Origin of the sequence: Terrabacter sp. 2RAF25 (genome assembly GCF_052115265.1) — a bacterium.
GTDB lineage: Bacteria > Actinomycetota > Actinomycetes > Actinomycetales > Dermatophilaceae > Terrabacter.
Map to the genome: position 1 here is coordinate 138,535 of NZ_JBFRGJ010000008.1, position 16,220 is coordinate 154,754.

At 70.4% G+C, this 16,220-nt stretch carries 16 protein-coding genes and 2 tRNA genes; 13 read left to right on the forward strand and 5 right to left on the reverse strand.

The genetic code is table 11. The features are described 5' to 3' along the window. The first annotated feature begins 40 nt into the window (after nt 1-40). On the forward strand, nt 41-1,156 hold the full coding sequence (locus tag AB4091_RS18425; protein ID WP_442293686.1) for a PP2C family protein-serine/threonine phosphatase: 1,116 nt from the start codon (nt 41-43) through the stop codon (nt 1,154-1,156). Between the two features lie 122 nt (nt 1,157-1,278). Here the strand turns inward: AB4091_RS18425 and AB4091_RS18430 are convergent, their stop codons facing one another. Further along, nucleotides 1,279-1,482: an antitoxin gene (locus tag AB4091_RS18430; RefSeq protein WP_442293688.1), complete on the reverse strand. Its 204-nt coding sequence runs from the start codon at nt 1,480-1,482 to the stop codon at nt 1,279-1,281. 131 nt (nt 1,483-1,613) lie between these two features. On the opposite strand from AB4091_RS18430, the gene trmB reads away from it, so the two are divergent. Beyond that, nucleotides 1,614-2,372 carry a tRNA (guanosine(46)-N7)-methyltransferase TrmB gene (gene trmB / locus AB4091_RS18435; protein ID WP_442293690.1) on the forward strand — a complete coding sequence of 253 codons (759 nt, stop codon included), beginning with the start codon at nt 1,614-1,616 and terminating at the stop codon, nt 2,370-2,372. Nucleotides 2,373-2,610: 238 nt separating this feature from the next. Here trmB and AB4091_RS18440 read toward each other — a convergent pair. Continuing rightward, nucleotides 2,611-2,684, reverse strand: a tRNA-Pro gene (locus AB4091_RS18440). 130 nt (nt 2,685-2,814) lie between these two features. On the opposite strand from AB4091_RS18440, the gene AB4091_RS18445 reads away from it, so the two are divergent. Continuing rightward, a tRNA-Gly gene (locus AB4091_RS18445) sits at nt 2,815-2,885 on the forward strand. A gap of 46 nt (nt 2,886-2,931) precedes the next feature. Continuing rightward, nucleotides 2,932-3,228, forward strand: coding sequence for a DUF2087 domain-containing protein (locus AB4091_RS18450; protein WP_442293692.1), 297 nt, complete (start codon nt 2,932-2,934; stop codon nt 3,226-3,228). Between the two features lie 4 nt (nt 3,229-3,232). On the opposite strand, the gene AB4091_RS18455 is transcribed toward AB4091_RS18450, so the two are convergent. Then, a complete protein-coding gene (locus AB4091_RS18455; RefSeq protein WP_442293695.1) occupies nt 3,233-3,748 on the reverse strand; it encodes a hypothetical protein in 516 nt (171 codons plus the stop codon). Between the two features lie 138 nt (nt 3,749-3,886). Here AB4091_RS18455 and tig point away from each other — a divergent pair, with 138 nt between their 5' ends. The 7 genes from tig to AB4091_RS18490 all read left to right on the forward strand — a co-directional run bounded on the left by tig (nt 3,887) and on the right by AB4091_RS18490 (nt 11,976). Continuing rightward, the gene (gene tig, locus AB4091_RS18460; protein ID WP_442293697.1) at nt 3,887-5,239 is read left to right on the forward strand and encodes a trigger factor; all 1,353 of its coding nucleotides are present in this window, start codon (nt 3,887-3,889) and stop codon (nt 5,237-5,239) included. Nucleotides 5,240-5,406: 167 nt separating this feature from the next. Next, nucleotides 5,407-5,802 carry a hypothetical protein gene (locus AB4091_RS18465; RefSeq protein WP_442293699.1) on the forward strand — a complete coding sequence of 132 codons (396 nt, stop codon included), beginning with the start codon at nt 5,407-5,409 and terminating at the stop codon, nt 5,800-5,802. Nucleotides 5,803-6,004: 202 nt separating this feature from the next. Next, a complete protein-coding gene (locus AB4091_RS18470; protein ID WP_442293701.1) occupies nt 6,005-6,652 on the forward strand; it encodes an ATP-dependent Clp protease proteolytic subunit in 648 nt (215 codons plus the stop codon). A gap of 33 nt (nt 6,653-6,685) precedes the next feature. Next, nucleotides 6,686-7,339, forward strand: coding sequence for an ATP-dependent Clp protease proteolytic subunit (locus AB4091_RS18475; RefSeq protein ID WP_442293703.1), 654 nt, complete (start codon nt 6,686-6,688; stop codon nt 7,337-7,339). A 118-nt stretch (nt 7,340-7,457) separates the two neighbouring features. Further along, on the forward strand, nt 7,458-7,712 hold the full coding sequence (locus AB4091_RS18480) for an acyl-CoA-binding protein (protein ID WP_442293705.1): 255 nt from the start codon (nt 7,458-7,460) through the stop codon (nt 7,710-7,712). Between the two features lie 204 nt (nt 7,713-7,916). Continuing rightward, nucleotides 7,917-9,194, forward strand: a complete 1,278-nt coding sequence (gene clpX / locus AB4091_RS18485) for an ATP-dependent Clp protease ATP-binding subunit ClpX (protein WP_442293707.1) — start codon at nt 7,917-7,919, stop codon at nt 9,192-9,194. 292 nt (nt 9,195-9,486) lie between these two features. Then, nucleotides 9,487-11,976, forward strand: coding sequence for a hypothetical protein (locus AB4091_RS18490; protein ID WP_442293709.1), 2,490 nt, complete (start codon nt 9,487-9,489; stop codon nt 11,974-11,976). 47 nt (nt 11,977-12,023) lie between these two features. On the opposite strand, the gene AB4091_RS18495 is transcribed toward AB4091_RS18490, so the two are convergent. Beyond that, nucleotides 12,024-12,818: a GNAT family N-acetyltransferase gene (locus tag AB4091_RS18495; RefSeq protein WP_442293711.1), complete on the reverse strand. Its 795-nt coding sequence runs from the start codon at nt 12,816-12,818 to the stop codon at nt 12,024-12,026. Then, nucleotides 12,815-13,951 carry a dTDP-4-amino-4,6-dideoxygalactose transaminase gene (rffA, locus tag AB4091_RS18500; protein WP_442293713.1) on the reverse strand — a complete coding sequence of 379 codons (1,137 nt, stop codon included), beginning with the start codon at nt 13,949-13,951 and terminating at the stop codon, nt 12,815-12,817. Before rffA ends, AB4091_RS18495 begins: the two co-directional genes overlap by 4 nt. A 40-nt stretch (nt 13,952-13,991) precedes the next feature. On the opposite strand from rffA, the gene AB4091_RS18505 reads away from it, so the two are divergent. Both AB4091_RS18505 and AB4091_RS18510 read left to right on the forward strand, forming a co-directional pair. Further along, nucleotides 13,992-14,444 (forward strand): GtrA family protein, encoded by a 453-nt coding sequence (locus AB4091_RS18505; protein ID WP_442293715.1) that lies wholly within the window; start codon nt 13,992-13,994, stop codon nt 14,442-14,444. Nucleotides 14,445-14,449: 5 nt separating this feature from the next. After that, entirely contained in the window at nt 14,450-15,655 is a 1,206-nt protein-coding gene (locus AB4091_RS18510; protein WP_442293717.1) for a glycosyltransferase family 2 protein, read from the forward strand. Nucleotides 15,656-16,220 lie beyond the last annotated feature (565 nt).

The window sequence follows — 16,220 nt, forward strand, 5'->3', positions numbered from 1 at the left end:
TCCGCCTGTCGTTTCCCCCTCAACGCCGCAAGGGAGGCCCGTGGCCCACAACGAGAGCATCGTCTCTCGACGCTCGCGCTACGGTGCCGGACCGATCAGACGCCTTCGCATGGTGGGCCCGTGGCTCGGCCGGGCGCCGTGGGCGCTCGTCTGCCTGTTCCTGCTCCTGAGCATCCTGGTCACGGCTGCCGTCGCGCTGGCGCCCAGGACGGTGCCGTGGGGCGTCTACGGCTTCGTCGTCGTGCTGGCCGGGCTCTTCCTCGAGCCGCGGTTCCTGCTCGTCGTCTACATCGGTCTCTTCCTGTCGATGGCGATCCTCGGGGCCTACCTCGGGCAGGACAAGCCGACGACCACCGGCGCGCAGATCGTCACCGTCGCCACGATGATGCTGATGCTGTGGCTCTCGCACGCACGTGCCCAGGTCGGGGTCGTGGGGGTGAGCGGCGAGTCGATGCTGGTCGACATGCGCGACCGCCTGCGCGCCCAGGGGGAGCTGCCCCCGCTGCCGCCGTCGTGGGGTGCCGAGGTCGCGCTCGAGTCCGCGTTCGGTGACGGCTTCTCCGGTGACTTCGTCGTGGCGAGCCGCTCGACCGACGGGTGCACGCTGGAGGTCGCGCTCGTCGACGTCTCGGGCAAGGGCCGCGAGGTGGGTGCTCGATCGCTGCTGCTCTCCGGTGCGTTGGGCGGCCTCCTCGGCGAGCTGAGCGAGCGCGGCTTCCTCCAGTCGGCCAACAACCACCTGCTCCGGCTGCGCTGGAGCGAGGGGTTCGCCACGGCCGTGCACGTCGCCGTCAACCTCGAGACCGGCAACTTCACCATCGGGTATGCCGGCCACCCGGCTGCCGCACAGTTCACCGCCGGGTCGGGTCGCTGGCGCATGCTCGCTGGCGGCCGCGGCCCGCTGCTCGGCGTCATCGAGCGGGCCGAGTTCCCCCGCGAGACCGGCACGATGCGCCGGGGAGACGCCCTCGTGCTCTACAGCGACGGCGTGATCGAGGCGCGCGACAAGGCGCTCGACGACGGCATCGACCGTATGCTCGGCCGGGCGGAGTCCTTCATCCGGACCGGCTTCGAGGGGCTCGCCCAGAGACTGTGCGACCAGGCCGCTGCCGGCCTCGGCGACGACCGCGCGGTCGTCACCATCTGGCGCACCTGAGCCGCGCCCGAGACCGCCCGCGACCGAACAGAGGCCGCGCAGAGGCGGCAGCCGCGACGGCCCTGAGACACGCAGGGCCGGCCACCGCACGGTGGCCGACGCCTTCGCGCGGCCGAGCGGCGTCAGCTGATGTCGTCGTCCTGGCCGTCCAAGCCGTCGAGTGCGTTCGTGACACCTTCCTGGCCCTGGTCGACCTTGTCGGCGTACTGGCCGCCGGTCTTCTCGTCGACGAAGTCCCCTGCCTTGTCGACGCCGTCGCCGACCTGCTCGCCGTGCTCGTCGACCTGCTTGCTGACCTGGTCCTTGATGTTGTCGAAGGCGCTCATGGCTTCCTCTCGGTCGCCGAGGACCGCTGCTGGTCCCCGTGCCCTTTCCACGCTAGACCCATCGATGCGCGGCGCAACCCTTGCGAACCGCCCGGTTCGGGCGGGGGCCGAGGGCTCACTACGATGCCCGCGTGACCGACAACGCCAGCGACCTCACGGGTGACGTGCTCGACCCCTCCGGGTCCTCCCTGCCTGTCCGTCGCAAGGACCACGAAGTGCCCGAGCTGCCCGCGGGCGTCACGCCGGCACGCGTGCGGACGTTCGTGCGCCGCGGGCGTCTCTCGTCGCTCACGCGCGACCGGGTCGAGCGTCTCGGCCCGGCCCGCTCCCTGCCCGCGGGCCCCTTCGAGGCCCAGGCCGCCTTCGGACGCGTCGCGCCCGTCGTGCTCGAGATCGGCTGCGGCCACGGCCACGCGGCCATCGCGTATGCCGCCGCGTTCGCCGAGCACGACATCCTCGCCATGGACGTCCACACGCCCGGTCTCGCGCGGATGCTTGCCGATGCCGACGAGGCCGGGGTGCCCAACCTCCGCGTCGAGATCGGCGACGCCGTGCTGTTCCTCGAGGAGCGGGTCGCCGACACGACCTTCGATGCCGTGCACCTCTTCTTTCCCGACCCGTGGCGCAAGCAGAAGCACACCAAGCGCCGTTTCGTCAGCGCCGGCAACCTCGACCTGCTCGCGCGGGTGCTCAAGCCCGGCGGGCACGTGCTCGTCGCGACCGACCAGGACTTCTACGCCGAGCACGTCCTGGCTGCGGTGGCTGCCCACCCGCGGTTCGAGGCCCACCGGGTCGAGCGGCCGGCGTGGCGTCCGGGCGACGGGTTCGAGGCCAAGGGGATCGCGGCCGGGCGCACGATCAACGAGCTGCGCCTCGACCTCGTCGACTAGGGCTCCCACTGCTCCGTGCCGGAGGTCGAGGAGCCTTTCTGGCGACTGGTGCCGGAGCATCTCCACGACTCTTCGGAGCCCCTCTGGACTGATGCCTCCGGGGTGACAACGCCGGCCTCACTGCCGCGGCTCGTTCCTCGCCTCGGCTGCTCGGCCTCCCGGCATCCTGTGCGCCCCGACAAGAGCGAAGGCCGGGCTCGGAGCGACGAAGTCGCCCGAGCCCGGCCTTCACGAAATGTCGGGGTGACAGGATTTGAACCTGCGGCCCTTGCGTCCCAAACGCAATGCGCTACCAAGCTGCGCCACACCCCGTGGCGTCGGAATCGTAGCCGACGTGCGGGTGACGAGCCGAGCCGGGACGGTCCGCGGGCGGGTCGATTCGGTGGACCGGAGACGACCCAGTAGGCTTTCGCCTCGGATCGCCGGCACCGTCCGGTGGCCTGCGGGCGTAGCTCAATGGTAGAGCCTCAGTCTTCCAAACTGATTACGCGAGTTCGATTCTCGTCGCCCGCTCCGAAACCACTTGGCCCCAGGGCCGCGGCTTCCTACCGTGGGGACCATGTTCCGCCCCGACCTCCAGGACGCCCTCCGCGACCGCGACGCGGTGCTCCGGTCGTTCCTCGCGCCCGACGGCACGCTCACGAGCATCCCGACGAAGATCCGCAAACGGCTCGTCGTGCTCGACCTGCTCTCGCAGGAGTTCGAGCCGGGGGAGAAGTACGACGAGACCCAGGTCAACAACCGGCTGCGGGCCTTCCACCCCGACGTCGCGGCCCTGCGGCGCTACCTCGTCGAGGAGGGCTTCCTCGACCGTGCCGACGGGGTCTACTGGCGCTCCGGGGGCACTGTCGACTGACAGCTCAGCGGAAGCCGAGCGCTTCACTGAGGTGGCTCTCGGCGCCGTCGGCCTCGAGGCCCGCCTCCACCGCCGCTGCCGTGCGCGCCGAGGGCCAGCCGTGCACCCAGAAGAGCGCGAGCCCGCCGGGCAGGGCGATGAGCAGCGGCAGCCACGAGTGCGGCGTGAACGCGAACGAGCACGCGAACGCCACGAGCACCGGGGCCTCCGCGAGTGCCGTGCGCAGGGTCGTCGTGGACGTGAAGTAGCGCAGGCTCGTCGCCTCGGCGTTCTCGCGCGGCAGGCCGAGCGGCAGGGCCGGGACGGCATACCCGGCGTAGCGGATGAGCGCGGCCGAGCCGACGAGCGCGACGAGCGTGACGGCGACGGCCCACGGCGAGGGCAGGGGCGCCGACGGGTCGACGACGATGCGAACGGCGCTGAGCATGAGCGCCCCCATGCCGACCGCCACCGAAACCATCTGGATCGGCCGCAGCGCGGCGTTCGCGGAGGAGGCGAAGGGGGACTGCGGTGTGCTCATGGCCACCGAGCATAGGCGTCAGGTGTCCGGGGACGATCCGCGCATTTAGCCATCGGCCGTGTGCCCTATAGCATGGTGCGCTGGCCCGTCCGTTCACCGTCGACGACCACGTCGGCACCACCCCAGGAGTACCCCGCAGTGAAGAGTGCGCTCGAGACCCTCAGCCCGACCCGGGTCAAGATGACCATCGAGGTCCCGTTCGAGGAGCTCAAGCCGAGCCTCGACGCGGCCATCAAGCACATCGGTGAGCACATCCAGGTGCCCGGCTTCCGCAAGGGCAAGGTCCCGGCCCGCATCATCGAGCAGCGGGTCGGCCGCGCCGCCGTCCTCGAGGAGGCCGTCAACAGCGCCCTCCCGACCTTCTACGGCCAGGCTCTCGAGGAGAACGCCGTGCGTCCGCTCGGCCAGCCCGAGATCACCGACCTCAAGGTGCCCGCCACCGACGGCGAGGACTTCACGTTCACGGCCGAGGTCGACAAGCGCCCCGAGATCGAGCTTCCCGACTTCTCCGACATCGAGCTGACCGTCGACGAGGCCAAGGTCGAGGACGAGGACGTCGAGCAGCGCCTCACCGACCTCCGCGCCCGCTTCGGCACGCTCAAGGGCGTCGACCGCGCCGTCCAGGACGGCGACTTCGTCTCCCTCGACCTGTCCGCCGAGATCGACGGCAACGAGATCGACTCCGTCACCGGTGTCTCGTACGAGGTCGGCAGCAAGAACATGCTCGAGGGCCTCGACGAGGCGCTCATCGGCATGACGGCCGACGAGACCAAGCAGTTCACCGCCCCGCTCGCCGGTGGCGACCAGGAGGGCCAGGACGCTGACTGCACCGTGACCGTCACCGCGGTCAAGGAGCGCGAGCTTCCCGAGCTCGACGACGAGTTCGCCCAGCTGGCCTCCGAGTTCGACACCCTCGACGAGCTCAAGGCCGACCTCACGACCAAGGCCGAGGTCGACGCCAAGTTCGCCCAGGGCGTCGCAGCCCGCGACAAGCTCCTCGAGGCCATCCTCGAGAAGATCGAGGTCCCGATCCCCGAGGGCGTCGTCGAGGCCGAGGTGCACAGCCACCTCGAGGGCGAGGGTCGTCTCGAGGACGACGAGCACCGTGCCGAGGTCGACGAGAGCACCCGCAAGGGCCTCAAGACCCAGCTGGTCCTCGACGCGATCGCCGAGAAGGAAGAGGTCAAGGTCGAGCAGCAGGAGCTCATCGAGTTCCTCGTGATGAGCTCGCAGCAGTACGGCATGGACCCGAACCAGTTCGCGCAGTCGCTCGACCAGGACGGCCAGATCCCCGCGATGGTCGCCGAGGTCGCCCGCCGCAAGGCGCTCGCCACGGTGCTCGAGAAGGTCTCCGTCAAGGACACCGCCGGCAACGTCATCGACCTCAACGAGTCCGTCCCGGGCACCGAGGACTTCGAGATCGAGGAGATCGACGAGGACGACGACAGCACGGAGGCGACCGCCGAGTCGGCCGAGAAGGCCGACGCCTGAGCGTCCGACCCGAGCACGTATGCCGCTGGGCCGGCTCCCGCACGGGAGCCGGCCCAGCGTCGTCTGCGGGTGCTGCGAGGTCGTTGCACATCGCGCGCGCGTGGGTACGTGGTGGCTGGTCGCCGGTTCGTCCGGTGGCCAGCACACGTGATCCGGACGGAGGAGCGATGACTGCGTACGACGACCTGACCGACTCGAGCCCCGAGAGCCCCGCCGAGTCCCTCGCGGACCAGCCGGGCGGGCTTTCCCAGACGCCCGCTGCGATCGACGGCAGCGGCAACGGCCCGGGCGATGACCCCGGCGGCGACGCCGACCTCGGCGACGACCTGGGGGCCGCGGACGACAAGACGGCGGCCGGTCCCGGCGTCGACGGCTCGGACGCCGACCGCGGCAACCTCGACGGCAGCACGGCTTCCGAGGGCTCGCGCGAGGACGCCCTCGACGACGCGAGCGACGCCGTGCGCGACCCGTCCGCCGCGAGCCCCGACGACGTCGACGGCAGCGACCTCGCCGCCTACACCGACGCCGGCGACTCGGGCCAGGACAACGGCCTGAACGAGTAGGACCCGATCGCGACGAGACCCCGCCCCCACGGCATACGTCGGCGGGGTCTCGTGCGTCCGGTTGCGCGTCATCCGCTCAAGGTTGTGCGCTCAGGGCGAACAGGGCGCGGTTCGGGAAATCTGGCCCGGGGGTCGGGCGTTAGGGTCAGTGACGAGCCAGCCGGCGCCGCATCCCGCGGCGGGAGGCTGGACCACTTCGACGATGGAGACTTGGGTGACTTCGGAGACCTCCGCCAACGGCAACGGCATGCCGGGTGGTCTGGACGACCACATCTACAACCGCCTGCTCAAGGAACGCATCATCTTCCTCGGGTCCGACGTCCGCGACGACAACGCGAACGCCATCGCCGCGCAGCTGCTGCTGCTCTCGGCCGAGGACCCCGAGAAGGACATCTGGCTCTACATCAACAGCCCCGGTGGCTCGATCTCGGCCGGCATGGCCATCTTCGACACCATGAACTGGATCCCCAACGACGTCGCGACCGTCGCGATGGGCATGGCCGCCTCGATGGGCCAGTTCCTCCTCTCGGCAGGCACGAAGGGCAAGCGCTACGCCACGCCCCACGCCCGCGTCATGATGCACCAGCCGTCGGGCGGCATCGGCGGCACCGCCACCGACATCAAGATCCAGGCCGAGCAGATGCTCTACGTCAAGAAGCAGATGGCGCAGCTCATCGCCGAGCACACCGGCCAGAGCGTCGAGCAGATCGAGAAGGACTCCGACCGCGACCGCTGGTTCAGCGCGGAGGAGGCCAAGGACTACGGCTTCGTCGACCACGTCTTCAGCCGGTCCGACCAGGCCGTCGAGGGCAAGGGCGTCGGCCAGGCCGACGCCAAGGGCGAGAACTGACCGCGGCCTGAACAGGACTTGGAGACCACACGCATGAACATCGAACCCACCAACCGCCTCGCGGTCGCAGCGCCGTCCAGCCGCTACATCCTGCCGCAGTTCGAGGAGCGCACCTCCTACGGCATGAAGCGGTCCGACCCCTACAACAAGCTCTTCGAGGACCGCATCATCTTCCTCGGCGTGCAGGTCGACGACGCGTCGGCCGACGACATCATCGCCCAGCTGCTCGTGCTGGAGTCGCTCGACCCCGACCGCGACATCCTCATGTACATCAACAGCCCGGGTGGCTCGTTCACCGCCATGACGGCGATCTACGACACGATGCAGTTCGTCCGGCCCGACATCCAGACGTTCGTCATCGGACAGGCCGCCTCGGCCGCGGCGGTGCTCCTCGGCGCCGGCGCGCCCGGCAAGCGCTTCGCCCTGCCGAACGCCCGCATCCTGATCCACCAGCCGGCGCTCTCGGGCGGCGACTACGGCCAGGCGTCCGACATCGAGATCCAGGCCAACGAGGTGCTGCGCATGCGCACGTGGCTCGAGGACACCCTCGCGCACCACACCGGTCGCACCTCCGAGACGGTCCGCGACGACATCGAGCGCGACAAGATCCTGTCGTCCGAGTCCGCCAAGGAGTACGGCCTCATCGACGAGGTGCTCGCCTCGCGCAAGGCCTCGCTCGAGGTCTGACCCGCCAGACGTCTCCAGCACGATCACGTATGCCGCTGGGCTCGGTCACCGGACCGGGCCCAGCGGCATACCTGCTTGGATGGAGCGTAAGCGACGTCGAAGCGTGGAGGTCTGAGGCATGGCTGGTGCGGAGTTCGAGCAGGCGGTCGAGGCGGTCAAGGGGCTGACCGACGACCCGGGCAACGACGTGAAGCTGAGGCTCTACGGGCTGTTCAAGCAGGCGACCCAGGGCGACGCCACTGGTTCACGACCGGGCTTCACCAACCCGGTCGGGCGCGCCAAGTACGACGCCTGGGCCACGCTGTCGGGCACCGCGCCCGAGGCTGCCGAGGAGCAGTACGTCTCCATCGTTCGCGACCTCACCGCCGGCTGAGGCGCGCTCGCGGCAGCGCGGGTCGGGCGGATTCGACTGGAACGCCGTTCAAGTGACACGGGCGTCGTTTGTCCGCCATCAGCGGACAAACGGCGTTGCGCGAGCGGGGGTGGGCCCCGCCGTCGTCTAATAGGAGTCGGCCCCTAGGTTGGGGTCGGCCGGGTGCACCCCAGCGTTCGGCGCCGACGAACCAGGAGCGAATCGGTGGCACGCATCGGAGAAGGCGGAGACCTCCTCAAGTGCTCTTTCTGCGGAAAGAGCCAGAAGCAGGTCAAGAAGCTCATCGCCGGTCCCGGTGTGTACATCTGCGACGAGTGCATCGACCTCTGCAACGAGATCATCGAGGAAGAGCTCGCCGAGAGCAGCGAGCTGGGTCTCGACCACCTGCCGAAGCCGCGCGAGATCTTCGACTTCCTCGAGAACTACGTCATCGGCCAGGACGTCGCCAAGAAGTCGCTCGCCGTCGCCGTCTACAACCACTACAAGCGCATCCAGGCCGGTGAGGGCGTCAAGCGCGACGACGACCACATCGACATCGCGAAGTCGAACATCCTGCTCATCGGCCCCACGGGCTCGGGCAAGACCTACCTCGCGCAGACCCTCGCCAAGATGCTCAACGTCCCCTTCGCCATCGCCGACGCGACGGCCCTGACCGAGGCCGGCTACGTCGGCGAGGACGTCGAGAACATCCTCCTCAAGCTCATCCAGGCCGCAGACTACGACGTCAAGAAGGCCGAGACGGGCATCATCTACATCGACGAGGTCGACAAGATCGCCCGCAAGAGCGAGAACCCGTCGATCACCCGGGACGTGTCCGGCGAGGGTGTGCAGCAGGCGCTGCTCAAGATCCTCGAGGGCACCACCGCGTCGGTGCCGCCGCAGGGCGGGCGCAAGCACCCGCACCAGGAGTTCATCCAGATCGACACGACCAACGTGCTCTTCATCGTCGGCGGCGCCTTCGCCGGCCTCGAGAAGATCATCGAGTCGCGGGCCGGTCGCAAGGGCCTCGGCTTCGGACAGCCGCTGCACAGCCCCAAGGACCTCGTCGACAGCTTCTCCGACGTCATGCCCGAGGACCTGCTGAAGTTCGGTCTGATCCCCGAGTTCATCGGCCGCCTGCCGGTTCTCACGACCCTCGCGCCACTCGACCAGCAGGCCCTCGTCAACATCCTCACGGTGCCGCGCAACGCGCTCGTGAAGCAGTACCAGAAGATGTTCGAGATCGACGGCGTCGACCTCGAGTTCACCGACGACGCCATCGCCGCGGTGGCCGACCAGGCCCTCCTGCGCGGCACCGGGGCACGTGGCCTGCGGGCGATCATGGAGGAGGTCCTCCTCCCGGTCATGTTCGACGTGCCGAGCGACGACGAGATCGCCCGCGTCGTCGTGACCCGCGAGGTCGTCCTCGACAACGTCAACCCGACGATCGTGCGGCGCGAGGCCGAGCCGCGTGCCAAGCGTCAGCGCAAGGAATCCGCCTGACGCAACGAGCCCCGATCTCTGCGTTCAGGCGCAACGGGCCACACCGTATAGAGTTCTCCCGAAACGCACGCGCTCTGGCTGCTCGGCCGGGCGCCGCACCAGGTGTGCCGGGCACCAATGCCACGCGGTTCTCGCCCTCGCTGGGTGGTTCGGGATCGTATGAGGCGCCCGAGCCATCGAGCGCCCAGGTGGGCGGTTGCGCGCGAGACCAGCTCGGCTGAGATGACTCGGCCTGGGGGAGCGCGCGCGTTCGGGGCTGTCACCGGGGCAGCACGAGACTGAAGGAGTCGGGTTGGCGCACAGCCACGTCGCGCGCCTGCGCGCCAGGGACGACATCGACCCCCGTTCGTCCGTGAGGTGGTCGAGGCTCGGCCCCGGCCTGGTCGCCCTTGCTGCCACCGTGTGGTTCACGGTCTCGGCGGGTGTCCCGCTCGGATCCGTGGCGCTCTACCTCCTGGCGTTCGTCTGGTCCGTGATGGTGCCCGGGGTGCTCGTGCACCGGGCTCTGTGCGGCCGTCCGGCGTCCGTGGTGTCCGACCTGGCCCTCGGCGGCGCCACCGGACTCGTGCTGCAGCTGATCGCCTGGGTGGCTTTCACCGGCGCGCACGTCGCCGGCTGGCTCGTCCTCTGGCCGCTCGCGGTCGTGATCCCGTTCGCAGTGGCCCCGAGGCTGCGTCGGCACTGGGGCTTCACCCCCTACCGACGGACAGTCAACCCCGCGGCGGCCTGGCTGACGCTGGTGGCCTACCTGCTGCCCGTGTTCGCGCTCGCGGTCGGTCTCTTCAGCACCACGAACCTGCCGCCCGCCTCGAACATCTGGTACCCGGACGACCTGTGGCACCTGGCCCTGAGCGCCGAGCTCATGCGAAGCGTGCCGCCGGACATCCCGCAGCTCGCCGGCAACCCGTTCTTCTACCACTGGTTCAGCAACGCCCACATCGCGGCGATGACCTGGACCACCGGCCTCGACCTCCCCGTCGTCTTCCTGCGCCTGTGGATGGCCCCCGTCATCGCCCTCGCGGTCGGGGTCGTGTTCGCCGTCACCGAGCAGCTGGCGCGTCGCACCTGGCCCGGCGCCGTCGCCGCCCTGCTGCTGGGCTCCCAGGCGGCCCTGTTCCCGACGTGGCTGACCCTGCCGGGATTCGCCGCGTTCGGCCTGCACAGCCCGTCGCAGGTGTTCTCGATCCCCATCATCGGGCTCGCGCTGCACTCCCTCGTCCACGTGCTCCGTGACCGCCGGGTCGCTCCCGGGCGATGGGTGCTGCTCTTCCTGTCCCTCGCCGGTGCGTCCGGCGCGAAGAGCTCCGTGGTCCCCGTGCTCGTGTGCGGTGTGGGGCTCGCCCTGCTCGTGGCCCTGGTGGGCCGCCGGGCCCTGGTGCCCCGGCTGCTCGCCGTGCTGGGCCTGTCCCTGGTGCTCGTGGTGCTGACGGCCATGCTCACCGGCGGCTCGAGCGCCGGAGTCATCGTCCAGCTCTTCTCGACCGTGCGGGCCAGCCAGCCCTGGGTCATCCTGACCGGCACGAGCTCGCCCTTCTCGAAGGCGTCCGTGCTCCCGGGACTGGCGGCACAGGGGGCTCCGAAGCTGCTCGCCCTCGTGCTGGCCACCTGGGCCCTCGGCTATGCCTGGGCGGTCCCCGGCCTCAAGGCGCTCAAGGCACGCGACCTCAGCGGCTGGCTCCTGCTGGGAGTCGGGCTGGGGGGCTTCGCGGCGATGATGCTGCTGAGCCAGGACGGCCTGTCACAGGTGTACTTCATGTCCGGCGCGGTCGTGGCCCTCTACCCGCTCGCCGGGTGGGGTCTCGCGCTCGCCTGGGACTCGGCCGCCTCGAGTGCCGGACGCGGCGCGGCCCTGCGGTGGTCGCTGGTCGGTGCCGGCACCGCACCGGCTCTCCTCCTCGTCTGGCGCACGTTGAGCGGGCCGACGCCGACGGCAGCCGGGCTCAACGGCTCGCTCCTGCGGGGGCTGGTCGTGCCCACCCTCGTCACCTGCGTGCTGCTGGCCGCCCTCGTGGTGGGCCGGAGGTCCGGCGGCGGGCCGAGCGGGTCGCTCGCCTTCCTCGCGGTCAGCTGGCTGGCGGTGACTGCCGCGCTCGTCCCGCGTTCCGTGCCGGGCGCCGGGGGCCCGCTGCCAGCGGGCACGGAGACGATCTTCGTCGTGGCCGGACTGGTGCTGGCCGTGGCGGCCCTCGGCTCGCTGCTCTGGGTGCCGCGGCGTGGACGTGCCTCGCGCCGGACCGCGACCGTGGCCGCGAACGTGGTCCTCGGCCTGGCCGTCGTCGCACTCGTCGTGCAGGTTGCCGGCCTGTTCCGCACTGCCACGGAGGCCGAGCCTCGCAAGAGCGTGCTGCGCGTGTCGGTGGCTGAGGCCAGCGCCGCCCAGTGGCTGGAGGCGAACTCCGACCCGGACGATGTCGTCGCCACCAACGTCCACTGCCGGGCCGGGAAGACGGTCGCACACTGCGACTCGCGGGCCTTCTGGGTCAGCGCTCTCACCCAGAGGCGGTCGCTGGTGGAGAGCTGGGCCTACACCGCCTCGGCGCACGAGCGTCACGGGGTGGGCGGCCGGCCGTACTCCCAGCAGCCGTTCGAGAACCCCCAGCTCCTCGCGCTCAACGAGGGGGCGTTCCGCGCGCCCACCACTGAGAGCCTGGCCGCGCTCAAGGGCAAGGGAGTGAGGTGGCTCCTCGCCGACACGAAGGCCGGCACCGTCTCACCACGGCTGAGCGAGCAGGCGGACCTGGTGCACGAGTCGGGCACGGTGAAGATCTTCCGCCTGCGCTGACGGGCAGGCCGGTCGGCAGCGGGGGAGTCGCGCCGGTCGGCGTCGGCTCAGGCCGATCGGCGCATCGCGTGGACCGTGGTGACGGCGCCGAAGGGCCGGAACCCGGACCGGGCCCAGGCGCGCTGCACCCGGACGTTGTGGGCCTGGGTCGAGATGATCACCCGAGAGCATCCGCGGGAGCGAGCCTCGGCGCCGACGCCCGCGAGCAGGTGCCGGTACCAACCCTGCCCCTGGGTGGACCCCGTCAGCCCGGCCAGCAGGATCTCGAGATCCTGCCCGCCCCCGCCCGTGGTCAGGGTGGCCACCCCGATCGCCTCATCGTGGTGCCGCAGCAGCACCACGTCGCGCGGGTTCTCGTCGAGCGCGCGTCGTGCCCAGTCGAGGTAGCCGCTGAGGGCGAGGTCGCGGTCGAGGCGAGGGTTGGCCGTGTAGTGGTTGCCGTAGCCGGTGAACGAGTCGCGCACGACGGCCTCGAGAGCGGCACGGCTCGCGTCGTCGGCCTCGGAGGGAACGTCGACGCGGAGGTCGTCACGCGCCAGGGCCGCCGGCTCGGCCTGGAGGTCGCTCACCGGCACCTCCCAGTACACGAGCACGTCGGCCGGGATGATGGCCCGCGAACTGGCGGCCGCAACTGCGCCGAGGGCCGAGAGCCGGGTGGGCCACCGGACGACGAGCAGCTCTTCAGGCGCCTGTTCCAGCGCCGCACCGAGGGCCTGCGAGGCCTGGGGCTCGGGGCACTGGTCGCCGACCACCACCCGGCCGACTGTGAGTCCGAACCGGTCGCTCTCGACGGCGCTGGCCGCCTGGGTGACGGTCGCACCCTGCAGGGTGTCCCAGCTCATCGGGTGGGGTACTCGGACACGGCCGCGACCACTCGCTCCGTGTCGGCTGCCGACATGCCGGCGTGCAGCGGAAGGCGCACGATGCGCAGCGCCCGATCGGCCGTGACCGTGCACGGCGCGGGGGTGCGACCGAGGCGCAGCCCCGCGACGGAGGAGTCGAGCGGCTGGTAGTGGAAGGTGGCGACGATGTCGCGCTCCTTGAGGTGCTCGATCAGCCCGAGCTGGTGCTCGTGCGAGGGCATGGTCACGAAGTAGAGGTGCGCGGGGTGCTCGCAGCCGTCGGGAACCGTCATGAGCTGCACGCCGCCGTCGGAGGCCCAGCCGCGGAGGTTCTCGTGGTAGCTGCTCCAGACCGCGTGGCGCCGCTCCTGGATGTCGTCGAACCGCTCGAGCTGCGCCACCAGCAGGGCTGCCAGCAGGTCGCTGGGCAGGTACGAGGAGCCCTGGTCGACCCAGGTGTACTTGTCCACCTGACCACGCAGGAAGCGTGAGCGGTTCGTGCCCTTCTCGCGGATGATCTCCGCGCGCTCCGCATAGCGGTCGTCGTTGATCAGCAGGGCGCCACCCTCGCCGCTGGTGACGTTCTTGGTGTCGTGCCAGCTCTGCGTGCCGAAGGTCCCGAAGGTGCCGAGGTGCTGGCCGCGGTAGTAGGCGCCGAGCGAGTGGGCGTTGTCCTCGACGATGGACAGGCCGTGCCTGTCGGCGATGGCCTGCAGGGCCGGGAGGTCGCAAGCGATGCCGCCGTAGTGGACGATGTAGATGGCCTTGGTGCGGTCGGTGACGGCGGCCTCCACGCAGCTGGGGTCGATGTTCAGGGTCTGCTCGTCGACGTCCACGAAGACGGGGACCGCCCCCCGCACCGCGATGGCGGTGGCGGTGGAGGAGAACGTGAAGGACGGGCAGATGACCTCGTCGCCGGGCTCGAGCTCCAGCAGGAGGCTGGCCAGCTCGAGTGCGTGCGTGCACGACGTCGTGAGCAGGGCGTGCCTGGTGCCGGTGCGCTCCACGAGCCAGCGGGTGGCTCGGTCGGTGAAGGGCCCGTCGCCGTGCCAGACGGTGGACTTGAGTGCCGCTTCGACGTACGCGAGCTCGTTTCCTGCGTGAAACGGCTCGGAGAACATGATCCGATCCATCCGGTTAGCCTCCCATACCGTGCTTGGCTAACCTGTGCGGGTGTCCCGTATCTCGGAGCGAGCCCGCACGCTCTGGTCCCACCACGAGATCCGTTATCTCCTCGTGGCTGGAACCACCTCTGCCGGCTACCTTCTGCTCGTGTCCGCCGGCCTGCTGGCCGGCTGGCACTACATGATCGCCATCCTCGCGGCCCAGGTCGTCACGATCGCTGCAGCCTTCCCCGCCTACCGCAACCTCGTGTTCGAGTCCCAGGGCACCGTGAAGCGCGACTTCGTCCGCTTCCTGTCGGTGTGGTCGTCGGGCGCGGTCGCCGGCGTCGTCGCCACCCCCTTCCTCGTCGAGGTCTTCGGGATGAACCCGCTCGTGGCGCAGGTGCTGGCCATCCTCGTGATCGCCGTCGGCTCCTACCTCGGTCACCGCTTCTTCTCGTTCCGGACGCGTCCCGAAACGTCGGGGGCCCACCAGTCCGACGACGTGGCGCCGAGGCGGTGAGCACCATGGACCACTCACCCGTGAACCTCTCCGTGATCATCCCGTGCTACCGCTCGCGGCTGACACTCCCGGAGCTCGTCAGGCGTCTGCAGAAGGAGCTGCCGCTCATCGCGGACCTGTACGAGATCATCCTCGTGGTCGACGGGTCGCCCGACGACACCTACGCGGTCGCGCGCAGCCTCGAGCTCGAGTTCCCGGCAACGGTGCGCGCCGTGCTGCTGCGGCGCAACTACGGCCAGCACAACGCGTTGCTGGCGGGACTGGCACGTGCGCAGTATGAGTTCACGGTCACGATGGACGACGACCTCCAGCACCGGCCGGAGGAGCTCGCCACGTTGATCGCGCCCCTGTCCGACCCCCTGGTCGACCTGGTCTACGGCGTGCCCGACGAGGAGGAGCACGGCTTCTTCCGCTCGCTGGCCTCCCGGATGGTCAAGGCCGCCCTGGCCGCCGCCGACGTCCCCAGTGCCCGGGACGTGAGCGCGTTCCGGGCGTTCCGCACGGACCTGCGCGACGGCTTCGCGCACGTGGCCGACCCGTTCGCCTCCGTCGACGTGCTGCTCAGCTGGACCACCAACTCGATCCGCCGGGTGCAGATCAGCATGGACCAGCGCACCGTGGGGTCCTCGTCCTACACGTTCGCCTCGCTGGCGAGGCACGCCATGAACATGGTGACCGGCTACGGCACCGTCCCGCTGAAGCTGGTGACGTGGCTGGGGTTCGCCTGCTCGCTGCTGGGCTTCGTGCTGCTGCTCGTCGTGCTCGTGCGCTTCATCGCGGGCGACATCGCGGTTGCGGGGTTCACAACGCTCGCGTCCATGCTCGCCATCCTGAGCGGGGCCATGATGCTGTCGATCGGCATCCTCGGCGAGTACATCGGACGACTCCACTTCCGGTCGATGCAGCGGCCGACCTTCCTCGTTCGCGTCGACGGCGGCGACGACGGTCCGCGCGCCGGCCTCCCGGGCACCAGGCTGGCCGCCGTGGTGGAGGAGAAGCACCCGGACGACATCGCAGCGGCGTTGAGGGGCAGGTACGGCGCTTCGGAGCAGAACGCCCCCCAAGCCCCCGAGGCCCCCGAGGCTGCCGAGCCCCCTGTCGATGGTGGGCCGGTCGATCGTGAGCCTGTCGATCGTGGGCCGGTCGATCGTGGGCCTGTCGAGGCGCCCCCCGAGCCGGTGTCGTCGAAGTGGCCGCCGAGCCCCGCCTGACCGGCGCGCCGCGGAGCGGAGGCTGACCGTGGCCGCCCCGTTCCGGCTTGTCGCAGGGGATCACGCGCCGGTGCAGCAGACGCAGACGACGTGCGGCTCGGCGTCGCTGACCGTCGCCCGGATGCTCGTCAACCCGGCCTTCGCCGCGTGGATCCGTGACGGCATACGCAAGGATGCGCGCGACGGCGACGTGCCCGACGCAGGCACCGAGGCACAGCGGTTCGCCGCCTACGAGCAGGTGGTCGCCGCCCGCACCAACGCACTGGTGGGTGCGGGCCGGCGTCTCCAGCTGCCGTGGCCGCGATCGCTCGGCACCCCGCCCTGGGGTGCGCGGGGCGAGCTGGAGTTCGGCGCGTCCGCGCCCGACACGGACTACGACGTGAGCTGGTTCCGCCAGCGCGGGCGTGTGGGCCTCGAGCACACGTATGCCGACCTGCGCGCTCGGGTGCGCACCGGTCGCCCCGCCCTGCTCTACGTCGGCAACGCGTGGAGCCCGCGTCACGTCGTGCTCGTCATGCCCCCGACGGGTGACCAGGAGCTCGACGTCTACGAGCCGTCCGCCGGG

What these genes read in the sequence shown, in the direction of transcription:
- AB4091_RS18430 (WP_442293688.1), bottom strand. Translation starts at nt 1,482, where the DNA reads ATGAGCGCCTTCGACAACATCAAGGACCAGGTCAGCAAGCAGGTCGAC.
- AB4091_RS18450 (WP_442293692.1), top strand. Translation starts at nt 2,932, where the DNA reads ATGTTCCGCCCCGACCTCCAGGACGCCCTCCGCGACCGCGACGCGGTG.
- AB4091_RS18455 (WP_442293695.1), bottom strand. Translation starts at nt 3,748, where the DNA reads ATGAGCACACCGCAGTCCCCCTTCGCCTCCTCCGCGAACGCCGCGCTG.
- AB4091_RS18465 (WP_442293699.1), top strand. Translation starts at nt 5,407, where the DNA reads ATGACTGCGTACGACGACCTGACCGACTCGAGCCCCGAGAGCCCCGCC.
- AB4091_RS18470 (WP_442293701.1), top strand. Translation starts at nt 6,005, where the DNA reads ATGGAGACTTGGGTGACTTCGGAGACCTCCGCCAACGGCAACGGCATG.
- AB4091_RS18475 (WP_442293703.1), top strand. Translation starts at nt 6,686, where the DNA reads ATGAACATCGAACCCACCAACCGCCTCGCGGTCGCAGCGCCGTCCAGC.
- AB4091_RS18480 (WP_442293705.1), top strand. Translation starts at nt 7,458, where the DNA reads ATGGCTGGTGCGGAGTTCGAGCAGGCGGTCGAGGCGGTCAAGGGGCTG.
- AB4091_RS18495 (WP_442293711.1), bottom strand. Translation starts at nt 12,818, where the DNA reads ATGAGCTGGGACACCCTGCAGGGTGCGACCGTCACCCAGGCGGCCAGC.
- rffA (WP_442293713.1), bottom strand. Translation starts at nt 13,951, where the DNA reads ATGGATCGGATCATGTTCTCCGAGCCGTTTCACGCAGGAAACGAGCTC.
- AB4091_RS18510 (WP_442293717.1), top strand. Translation starts at nt 14,450, where the DNA reads ATGGACCACTCACCCGTGAACCTCTCCGTGATCATCCCGTGCTACCGC.